Below are 9,291 nucleotides of genomic sequence, written 5' to 3' on the forward strand. Positions count from 1 at the left end.
CACCTGACAGGTGCCTTCCGTCCGGGATAGATGAGACCCTCAGCAAGTCCTATCTTCCCAGGCCGGAAGGCATCTTCCTTTCAAGATCCACTATATGGACCCGCCCTTAATGAAGGGCTGAGGCTAGTGGACCGCTCTACGCCCATCTCTTTTATCCATCGACTGATTGTCGGTCCCGTTAGGCAATACCTTCTGCCGATGGCAGCAAAGGTCTCCCCCTCCTTGAAACGATCCGCCGCCTCCTGCTTGATCTGCCAGGGCACTCGGCCAATTGCTTCTCCAGGTCGTGGCGGAAAGCTTACTTTGATCAGTTCCTTTAAGAACCATTCAGGGGCACCTAGCTCCTCGGACAACACCTGCCTGGACCGACCCCAGTTTGCCTTCAAGTACGAGGCAGCATCGGGGAACCCGCGGCGTGCAACATTATCCATCACTCGCTGCTGCAGTTGGGCGCCCCTAAGCTCGGCTGCCCGGTCAGAGGCAGCCCCCCCGTACGCAGGGGCATAAGAATCAGACGAGCGGGCCAATCCAGAGTACCGAGAGCCTAGCAACAGCACCGATAGTCCGTTCGCCCAGATTGAAGCGAGCTCACTGCCACGCCGATTGAACCGAGGCGCATCATCTTGGTAATCGGACGTTCGCCTAAACGCCCAAATCGAAAGAATTGACCACCACAGGGCCCAGATTCCGATGGCCGGTCCTGCATTTTTCGGTTCCGCCCCCTCTTTGACCATCACTGCCGTTAGCGCCCCGAAAATAAACCAACCGGCGCGTGCGCCGCGTGAACCGAACGACGAGAAAAGGAACAGAACTAAACCCGAGGTCGACCAGATACCAAATAGCTCGCGACGATCAAAGGAAAAACCCTCCGAATGAGTCGCCACGTAGGCGCGTACAGGCGTGACAAAAGAGCGCAAGGCACGCGTCGAGCCGAGTTGTGACACCAACTCAGCTACGTTTTCGAAGAACCGAAATACAGTGAGCATCAAGAAGCAGGAGATGGCGACTACTGCAAGAATCGCTGTCGCTTGCAACCACGGCGGAGGCCACCGGTCGCCATGGGCCACCTTCCCCTCAGGCGGTGGCTCGCTCAGGTGGTCCGCTGCTTCGCTGGCTTCTCCCGCAGAAGGCTGCCATGCGGGTGGGGCGTCAGCAGCGCCCGAGGCGCGTTCCCCACCGCCAGGATCACTGTTAGTGTCGATGGCCATAACAGCACGTTAAGGCCAAGGTCCGACATAGACGAGCCCCTAATCCGTGCTAGCAGGCCGTAGCCGAGCCGGCACGGCTCCCTTCAGAGTCGCTATCCAGGAGCACCCGGCAGATTCGGCAACGGTTCTGCAGCTCGGCATGATAGGCACATGCGCTTGCTGGTGCTCGGCGGAACCTGGTTCGTGGGTCACGCGGTCGTCATGGCCGCGATCGATGTCGGCTGGGAGGTAACCACCTTCAACCGCGGTACATCCGACCCCTTCTCGGAGGCCGTGCCTTCCGTCCGAGGTGATCGCACGCACCCGGAAGACGTAGCTCGCCTCGCTGCCTCTGGCACTTGGGACGCAGTGGTCGACACATCGGGGTACGTGCCTAGCAACACCCTCGCCGTCGCCCGGACGCTCGCGCCTGCCGCTGCCCGCTATGTCTTCATGTCGACGCTGAGCGTGTACCGAGACTGGCCAGTGAAGCCGCTCAAGGAGCGGTCCGAAGTGCTCTACTGCCCGCCAGACGCCGGCCCGGACTACGGCACCGATACCGAGGACGGACCGACCCGCTACGGCTACCAGAAAGCCGGTTGCGAGGCTGCGGCAATCGCCTCGTTCGGGGCCGACCGAACAACGATTCTGCGACCCGGCGTCGTGCTCGGCCCACGCGAGTACGTTGGCCGCCTGCCCTGGTGGCTGCGCCGTGTGGCCGCAGGTGGGGAGGTGCTGGCACCGGGGTTCCCAGACCGGACCATTCAGCCGGTTGACGTCCGCGACCTGGCCGCGTTCACCCTGCGGACCATCAGCGACCAGTCGTCCGGCGCATACAACGTCTGTGCCCCCATCGGCAGCGCAACCTTCGGAGAGTTGCTCGCGCACTGCGCCGACTCGACGCACACGGATGCGTCCTTCACATGGGTGCCCGATGACTTCCTACTCGGGCAGGGCGTACGGCAGTGGTCCGAGCTGCCGCTCTGGCGCACCTTCGACGGCGTCTGGAACGTCGACACCACCGCCGCGCAGGCCGCCGGTCTTCGCACCCGCCCGCTCGAACAGACCGTGCGGGACACCTGGCGGTGGCTGGTCGACAGCGGGGACGTCGGCAACCATGACCGCGCCGCCGAGATAGGCATCAGTCCAGAGAAGGAGGCACGGGTGTTGGCGGCTTGGCGCCGCTCAGGCGAGCGGTCGAGCTGAGGTCTCCGACAGCCACACTGCGATGCGCTCGCCGAGCTGCCGCGCCTCGGCGTCACCGCTCCACGGCGCTTCGTTCAGCAGACGCTCGATCCGGGCCAGCCGGCCAGTCAGCGAGACATTGCGCTTGTGGGGAGACAGTTCGAGAACGGTACGCAGAGCTTCCGCAGCGCCGTCCTTGTCCCGCATGTGGAGGTGCGCTGCGGCTACGTCGATTTTCGTCCCGCTGATCTGCGAGTACGGCCGCCTCGCCGCCGGCAGCGCTTGGTAGACGCTCAGCGCCTCACGGGCGTACCGCGCGGCTTGGTCGCCGTTCCGGAGGTCGAGCCATGCGGCGGCGGCGCAAGCCGCGGCGCGCGCGTCTCCGAATGCGAACTCTCCGCCGGTCGACATAGCCAGTTCGTCGGGCTGGCCCTCTGCCGCCTCCCGGTCCCGCTGGGCAGCGTCCAGCACCGCAGCTACCGACTCTGAGTCGTCAAGTAGGGCGTGGGAGCGAGCAGCGATGTAGCGCAGCCTCAGCTTCGGCTCGCCGTCAGGTGCCGCGCGCATCGCTCGGGCGAAGTAGCTCAGGGCGGCATCCGGCTCACTGCGCCAGTTCGCCAGCGTCATTTGCAGGCCGTACGTCCATGCCTTCAACGAAGCATGGCCGGCGAGATCCGCGTACTGGGTCGCCGCCCTGGCCAGCGCCGCCGACTCGTGCCAGTGCCCGAGGTCGAAGGCGGTAGAGGCCATGAGTGACGCGCCCTGGCCGATGACCACGAACAGGTCGGCCAACTCCCCCGGCCGACGCGTCCGCTCAGCGAGTGCTCGCGCTTCGTCACGCAGCCGGCGTCCGCTTGAGAACGTGTCGAAGGCAGCCATCCCGCCAGACCTGGCCAGCAGCGCCATGTCCTGCTGCAATGCCTCGATCGACTCGTGCGGTACCCCGATGCTCGACAAAAGCGAGTCGTTGACGATTGCGTCGGCAGCGTCGCTCACGACATCACCAACAGCATGGCCACCGCTGAGGCTTCCTTCCTTGCCAGCCCCGCTGTTCAGGTTGTGTAGGAAACGTGATCTCACTGCGTCCGAGAGTCGATCGAAGGCAGCGTTCAGCACCTCCTGATTCGCGTTTCCGGGCACGGTTTCCGGCCGGCTGTGCCAGTACGCGACCGTCCTGACCGCGATGCCCAGCCACCCGGCAAATCCCTCGTTCGTCATGCCGGCAGCGGCTTGCAGCGCGCAGGCGAGACGCCCCGTCCACTGATCCACCGCCGCCATCGTGGTCCCCGCGCTCGTTGCATCGGCTTGCCGCACGGTTGCACCTGCCTTGCATGGGCGCGCCGTCCGACTTCGACTTCACTGGATATCAGAAAGCCATTCGCCACATCAGACTACTGAGGAGACTCCCGTGGCTGAACCCCTCGCCCATGTTCAGGAGCGCCCCCGCTTCCGGTCCGTCGCGGACACTGCTGCGCTCCTTGGCATGTCGGAGGTGACTCTCTACCGAGCCATCCACGCCGGGCAGTTTCCTGCCATCAAGGTCCGAGGACGGTTCGTGATCCCCGCCCGCGCCATCGACGATATGGAGGCTTCAGCCTTGGCTCACGGCCTGGTCGACGCCGGCAACTACGCGTTGAGGCCCGCCAGCTAACCCGCACGCTTCGGCCCTGGCGGCGCCGGCGGAATGTCGTTCTCCCGAGCCAACTTCCGGATGTACGCCCCGCTGAACGGCGACAACCTCTCAACCTCGGAAGGGCCGACGCCCTCGCGGAGGGCAGCGAGGACAGCCGCCACTACGGCATCGCGGGCGGCCTCGTGAGCCGCCTCGGTCCGCTGGTATCGCTTCGTCGCTGCTGAGAGCACATCTCGGGCGTCACTCATCGCACCAACATACCGCTACCTACTTGCGCAACAGACCCGCGTATCGCTACCTTGTTGCGCAACAGACAAGCGCTTCGCGAGGGATGCGAGGCACGCGAAAGGACACGAGGTGACCCGCTTCAAGCCCTTCCCGACACCCGAACCGACCGCCGACGACTTGGCCGCGATCGAGGGCGAGATGCCCCTGATCGAGGCGGAAGTCCTGCTGCTCGACGCGCAGATCGCCATCGTGACCAGCGACGGCCACCCGAGTGACCTGGACTGGCAGCGCATCCGCCGAGCGCAGCGGCGTGTCCTGCGTGAGGCCCGCGCTCTGATCGACAGCAGCCGTACCGACCGGGCCGCCTAGCCGACCAGCGCCAACGAAGGCCACCTGTTCCGACCTGCCGCCCTACTCGCCTGACCGGAGGTCACCTGTCATGACTGCCCCGACCATTAACGGCACCCGCTATCCGCAGCCCATCGAAGACCTGTTGCCCGCCGCCCGCGCCTTGGAACTGCCCGAAGGCGAGGCGTTCCCGTCCCGTAACCGGCTGATGCGCGAGTTCCGCATCGGCGCACCCAAGGCCGGTGAACTGCTCACGCTGCTCAAGGCCGAGCCCGCCACGCCGCCGGCCGACACCGCCGAGCCGACCACCACGGACCCGGCCGACCCGCCGGCCGTACCCGAGCCCGCGTCGCCGGTCGAGGCGGACCCGACGCCCGCGCCGGAGATCACGCCGGCCGAGCCGCCGGCCGAGGCCAGCGCGGTCAGTCGCCCGGACACGCCCGCACCGACCGCCCCGGCGCGTCGGGCGGTGGCGTGGCCGGTGGTGTTGCTGGCGCTGCCGGCGTTCGTGGCCATCTGGTCCGGGTGGGTCGGCCTCGGCGGACTCACCGGGTTCGGCATTGTGCACCCGCTCCCCGGGATCTGGGACAGCTTCTCCATCAACTCCGCGATCACCCTGCCCATCGGGGTCGAGACGTACGGCGCGTACGCGCTCTACGTGTGGCTCTCCGGGCGGGTGCCCGCCCCGGCACTGCGGTTCGCCAAGTGGTCCGCCCTCGGCTCCCTCGTCGTCGGCGCGCTCGGCCAGGTCGCCTATCACCTCCTGGAGGCCGCCGGGGTCACGTCGGCCCCGTGGTGGATCACCACCGCCGTCGCGTGCCTGCCGGTCGCGGTGCTCGGCATGGGCGCCGCACTCGCGCACCTCGTCCGCACGCGCGACTAGTTCCGCCCGGCGGCGCGGCCCTTCGGCCTAGGAACCGTGCCGCGCCGCCGGTCCCCCTACCGATCCGTAAACCGTTGGAGGAACCCCCATCATGAACCCCCCGAACGACGACGACCGATTCGACTGGCACGCCGCCGAACGCGACCTGAACAACCCGGACGCCGACGTGGTCGACCTAGACGCCGCCCGCGCGGCCCGCAACCCCACCTCGGACGACGACGGGCTGATGCTGGTCGACTCGCCGGCCGCGCAACGGTCGCCGCGGTTCACCCTCGACGGCGCCCGCGCCGGGCAGCGCCGCCCGATCCTGCCCGCCTGGCTGCGCTCGCGTGACGAGTTGGTCGACGTGATGCGGTGGGCGGTCGGGCACCTGCTCCACACCACCGCCTACCACCTCACCCGCCTGCCGAAGTACGTCGGCAAGCTCGCGCTGCGCGCCCCGGTCGGCGCGTGGCGGCTCGCCTCCGGGGCGACCCGGTGGGTGTTCGACTGGGAGGGCGAGCAGCTACGGCAGTCGACCTCGGAGACCCGTGACGGTGAGCTGTACCTGAAGCTGTCCCGGCAGCGTGACCGCCGCGTGCGGTGGCGCGGCATCGTCGCCACCTTCACCCTCGCTCTGTCCCTGGTCGGCGGCGCGGCGATGGCGTGGGCGCCGAGCTGGGCGCAGTGGGCCATCCCCGCGCTGCTGGTCACCCTGTGCGGGCTGGCGGGGCAGCCGGCGGACAAGCCGCTGCTCGACACCGCCGTGGTCATCCCCCGCGTCGCCCGACTCACCTCCGACGTGGTGGTGCGCGCCCTGGCCGTGCTCGGCATCGCCGGCATCACCCAGGCCATCGCCAAGCAGGGCACCAAGGCGATGGCGTTCACCGCTCCGATCACCCGCGACGGCCCTGGCTGGCGGGCCGACATCGACCTGCCGCCCGGCGTTACCGCAGGCGACGTGATCGAGCGCCGCGACCGGCTCGCTGCCGGCCTCACCCGCCCCCTCGGCTGCGTCTGGCCCGAAGGGCAGCCGGAGGTGCACCCGGGACGGCTGCTGCTGTGGGTGGGCGATCAGGACATGGCCACCACCCCACCCAAGCCGTGGCCGCTGCTCAAGGCGTCCGGGGCGTTCGACCTCGGGCGGCCGGTGCCGTTCGGTACTGACCCGCGCGGTCGGGTCATCTCCATCGAGATGCCCTACACCAACCTGCTCATCGGCTCGATCCCCGGCTACGGCAAGACCGCCGCCACCCAGGTGCCCATTCTCGCCGCCGCCCTCGACCCCTACGCCGAGCTGTGGTGCTTCGATTTCAAGGGCACCGGCGGCCTCGACCCCCTGGAAAAGGTGTCCGCCCGCTACGCCTCGGGGCAGGACGACGACACCGCCGAGCAGGGCCTGTTGGCACTGCGGGAGCTGCGTAAGGAGTGCCAGCGCCGCGCCGCCGTCATCAAGGGCCTGCCCAAGACGGTGTGCCCGGACAACAAGGTCACCCCCGAGCTGGCCCGCCGCAAGAAGTTGGGCCTGCACTGGCTCGTGGTCGCCCTCGATGAGGTGCAGGAGCTGTTCTCGCACGCGGAGTTCGGCAAGGAAGCCGGCGAACTGGCCGAGAAGGTCATCAAGCTGGGCCGCGCCCTGGGCGTCATTCTGGTCGTGGCCACGCAGCGGCCCGACGCCAAGAGCCTGCCCACCGGCGTCAGCGCCAACGCGGGGACACGGTTCTGCCTGCGGGTCATGGGCCAGATCGAGAACGACATGATCCTCGGCACCTCGGCCTACAAGAACGGCATCCGGGCCACGATGTTCGCCAAGAAGGACAAGGGCGTCGGCTACCTCGTCGGCGCGGCCGACGACGCCCAGATCGTCCGGACCTTCTATGTCGACGGCCCGACCGCCGAGAAGATCACCGACCGGGCTCGCGCCCTGCGGGAGGCGGCCGGCACGCTCACCGGTCACGCCATCGGGCAAGCCACGCCGACCCCTGCCGCCCGGCGAGACACCCTGCTCGACGACATCCTCACGATCGTCCCCGCGACCGAGGCGAAGGTGTGGGCCGAAACGCTCACCGAACGGCTGGCCGACCTCAACCCAGAGGCGTACGGAGACCTGACCCGCGATCAGCTCACCGCCGCGCTCAAGCCCTATGGCATCACCACGGGGCAGGTGTGGGGCACCGACCCGGCCACCGGCAAGGGCGCCAATCGGCGCGGCATCGACCGGGCCGACATCGCCGACGCGGTAGCGGAGCGTAATAAGCGCCGGGGGGACAAAGCCGCCTAACCCGGACGGCATGTGGCTGCTAGGTCTAGCGGCGCCCCCCGCTAGACCTAGCACCCCCGCTAGCAACCCACTCGACACCTTGCCAGCGCCCTAACCACTAGCGGCGTCGGCCCTCTGCACCCTGAACTCGGCTCGTGGAGGCGTTTCGTGACCACCATTGCCCTACTCGCTAGCCTCACCATCCTCAGTTACGCACTGTGTTACCTGGCTGTCTGTGCGGCCTCACCGTGGGGACGCTGCCGCCGCTGCCACGGCCGGCGTTACCACCGCACGGCCATCGGCACCCGCCGCGACTGCCGCCGCTGCGACGGCACCGGCATCCGCGTCCGCCTCGGCCGCCGGCTGCTCGACTACATCCGCAACGAGTACCGGGGAGGCCACCAGTGACCGCCCGGCGTATCCAGCGGCGCCGCCGGGCTGGGTGGCGGATGCCTGCCGGCGCCGTCTACGTCGGCCGCCCCACCCGCTGGGGTAATCCCTTCGTCCGCAGCACCAGCGGAGAAGGCCGAGCGGAAGCGATCCGACTGTTCCGGCGATGGGTCGCCGAGCACCAGGAGTACGCCGCCGCGGTCCGTGTCGAGCTGGCCGGCAAGACCCTGGCCTGCTGGTGCCCGCTCGACGAGCCCTGCCACGCCGATGAACTCCTGCGCATTGCCAATGAGGTGCCCCAATGACCGGCACCGACGTGCACACCAGGTGGTGCGGGCGGGACCACCGCTGCGGTCTCGGCGAGCACCGCTCGCCAGAGATCGTGGTCGACCTGCCCGGCCGCGCCCGCGCCGTCCTGGTGCGCGTGCGCACCGCCACCGGTCGCGAGCACGCCGAGGTACGGGTGAGGGTCGCACTTGCTCCCGGCGAGGTGGCCGCCCGCCGCCAACTGGTCGGGCTGCTCAACGACCTGCGCATGGCCGTGACTCGCGCCGCGATCGCGGCCCGACCCCGTCCGAGGCGGGCCGCGTCATGACCGGTCTCAACGTGTTGTCGCTGTTCGCCGGCATCGGCGGACTCGACCTCGGCTTGGAACGGGCCGGGATGCGCGTCGTGGGTCAGGTCGAGATCGACCCGTTCTGCCGTTCCGTGTTGGCTCGCCACTGGCCGGAGGTGCCCTGCCATGACGACGTCCGTACCGCCGCCAGTTGGTGGCGATCCCGTCGCCGCCCCGCTGTTCACGTGGTCGCCGGCGGATTTCCGTGCTAGCCGGTCAGTGACGCGGGCCGCAAACTGGCGCAGGAAGACGAGCGATGGCTCTGGCCCGAGATGGCCGAGGTCATCGCCGCCGTCCGCCCCACCTGGGTCGTCGGCGAGAACGTGCCCGGTCTGCGAACACGAGGCCTTGCCAATGTTCTCCGCGACCTCGATCGGCTCGGATACCGAGCCCGCGCCGGCTACATCTCAGCTTGCGAGATGGGCGCGCCACACCCACGTAAGCGCCTGTTCGTCCTTTATCTGGACACTCTCGCGCAGTCGTGATGGAGATCACGGGTCGTTGACGTTCACGACGCCGGGTTGAACAGTTTCCAGTGCCCCTCGGAGATGACCTCGACGCCGCTGTCGGTCACTTTGATGG

9 protein-coding genes and 1 pseudogene are annotated in these 9,291 nt (G+C 68.3%); 9 read left to right on the forward strand and 1 reads right to left on the reverse strand.

The genetic code is table 11. The annotated features are described in order from the left end of the window. Nucleotides 1-1,358: 1,358 nt before the first annotated feature. Nucleotides 1,359-2,393, forward strand: coding sequence for an NAD-dependent epimerase/dehydratase family protein (locus tag ABD52_RS34070; RefSeq protein WP_047894443.1), 1,035 nt, complete (start codon nucleotides 1,359-1,361; stop codon nucleotides 2,391-2,393). Here the strand turns inward: ABD52_RS34070 and ABD52_RS34075 are convergent. After that, nucleotides 2,373-3,641, reverse strand: coding sequence for a hypothetical protein (locus ABD52_RS34075; RefSeq protein ID WP_235437645.1), 1,269 nt, complete (start codon nucleotides 3,639-3,641; stop codon nucleotides 2,373-2,375). The genes ABD52_RS34070 and ABD52_RS34075 overlap by 21 nt on opposite strands. Before the next feature lie 139 nt (nucleotides 3,642-3,780). Between ABD52_RS34075 and ABD52_RS34085 the strand changes: the two genes are divergently transcribed. The 8 genes and pseudogenes from ABD52_RS34085 (at nucleotide 3,781) to ABD52_RS34120 (ending at nucleotide 9,194) form a co-directional block, all read left to right on the forward strand. Beyond that, complete coding sequence (locus tag ABD52_RS34085; RefSeq protein ID WP_047894444.1) at nucleotides 3,781-4,023, forward strand: helix-turn-helix domain-containing protein; 243 nt, start codon at nucleotides 3,781-3,783, stop codon at nucleotides 4,021-4,023. Nucleotides 4,024-4,362: 339 nt separating this feature from the next. Beyond that, entirely contained in the window at nucleotides 4,363-4,602 is a 240-nt protein-coding gene (locus tag ABD52_RS34090; protein WP_047894445.1) for a DUF6284 family protein, read from the forward strand. A gap of 70 nt (nucleotides 4,603-4,672) precedes the next feature. Beyond that, nucleotides 4,673-5,464, forward strand: a complete 792-nt coding sequence (locus ABD52_RS34095; protein WP_047894446.1) for a hypothetical protein — start codon at nucleotides 4,673-4,675, stop codon at nucleotides 5,462-5,464. Nucleotides 5,465-5,555: 91 nt separating this feature from the next. Continuing rightward, nucleotides 5,556-7,724, forward strand: coding sequence for a cell division protein FtsK (locus ABD52_RS34100; RefSeq protein ID WP_047894447.1), 2,169 nt, complete (start codon nucleotides 5,556-5,558; stop codon nucleotides 7,722-7,724). Nucleotides 7,725-7,871: 147 nt separating this feature from the next. Next, nucleotides 7,872-8,111 carry a hypothetical protein gene (locus ABD52_RS34105; RefSeq protein WP_047894448.1) on the forward strand — a complete coding sequence of 80 codons (240 nt, stop codon included), beginning with the start codon at nucleotides 7,872-7,874 and terminating at the stop codon, nucleotides 8,109-8,111. Next, on the forward strand, nucleotides 8,108-8,398 hold the full coding sequence (locus tag ABD52_RS34110; RefSeq protein ID WP_047894449.1) for a DUF4326 domain-containing protein: 291 nt from the start codon (nucleotides 8,108-8,110) through the stop codon (nucleotides 8,396-8,398). Before ABD52_RS34105 ends, ABD52_RS34110 begins: the two co-directional genes overlap by 4 nt. Then, the gene (locus ABD52_RS34115) at nucleotides 8,395-8,688 is read left to right on the forward strand and encodes a hypothetical protein (RefSeq protein WP_047894450.1); all 294 of its coding nucleotides are present in this window, start codon (nucleotides 8,395-8,397) and stop codon (nucleotides 8,686-8,688) included. Before ABD52_RS34110 ends, ABD52_RS34115 begins: the two co-directional genes overlap by 4 nt. Next, nucleotides 8,685-9,194 (forward strand): annotated as a pseudogene (locus ABD52_RS34120) (DNA cytosine methyltransferase). Before ABD52_RS34115 ends, ABD52_RS34120 begins: the two are co-directional and overlap by 4 nt. The last annotated feature ends 97 nt before the right edge of the window (nucleotides 9,195-9,291 follow it).

The sequence above is a fragment of the Micromonospora sp. RV43 genome, from assembly GCF_001029515.1.
Classification (GTDB): domain Bacteria; phylum Actinomycetota; class Actinomycetes; order Mycobacteriales; family Micromonosporaceae; genus Micromonospora; species Micromonospora aurantiaca.

Bases quoted from the DNA above. Each gene is read 5' to 3' on its own strand.
- ABD52_RS34100 (WP_047894447.1), top strand. From the start codon at position 5,556: ATGAACCCCCCGAACGACGACGACCGATTCGACTGGCACGCCGCCGAA.
- ABD52_RS34070 (WP_047894443.1), top strand. From the start codon at position 1,359: ATGCGCTTGCTGGTGCTCGGCGGAACCTGGTTCGTGGGTCACGCGGTC.
- ABD52_RS34115 (WP_047894450.1), top strand. From the start codon at position 8,395: ATGACCGGCACCGACGTGCACACCAGGTGGTGCGGGCGGGACCACCGC.
- ABD52_RS34095 (WP_047894446.1), top strand. From the start codon at position 4,673: ATGACTGCCCCGACCATTAACGGCACCCGCTATCCGCAGCCCATCGAA.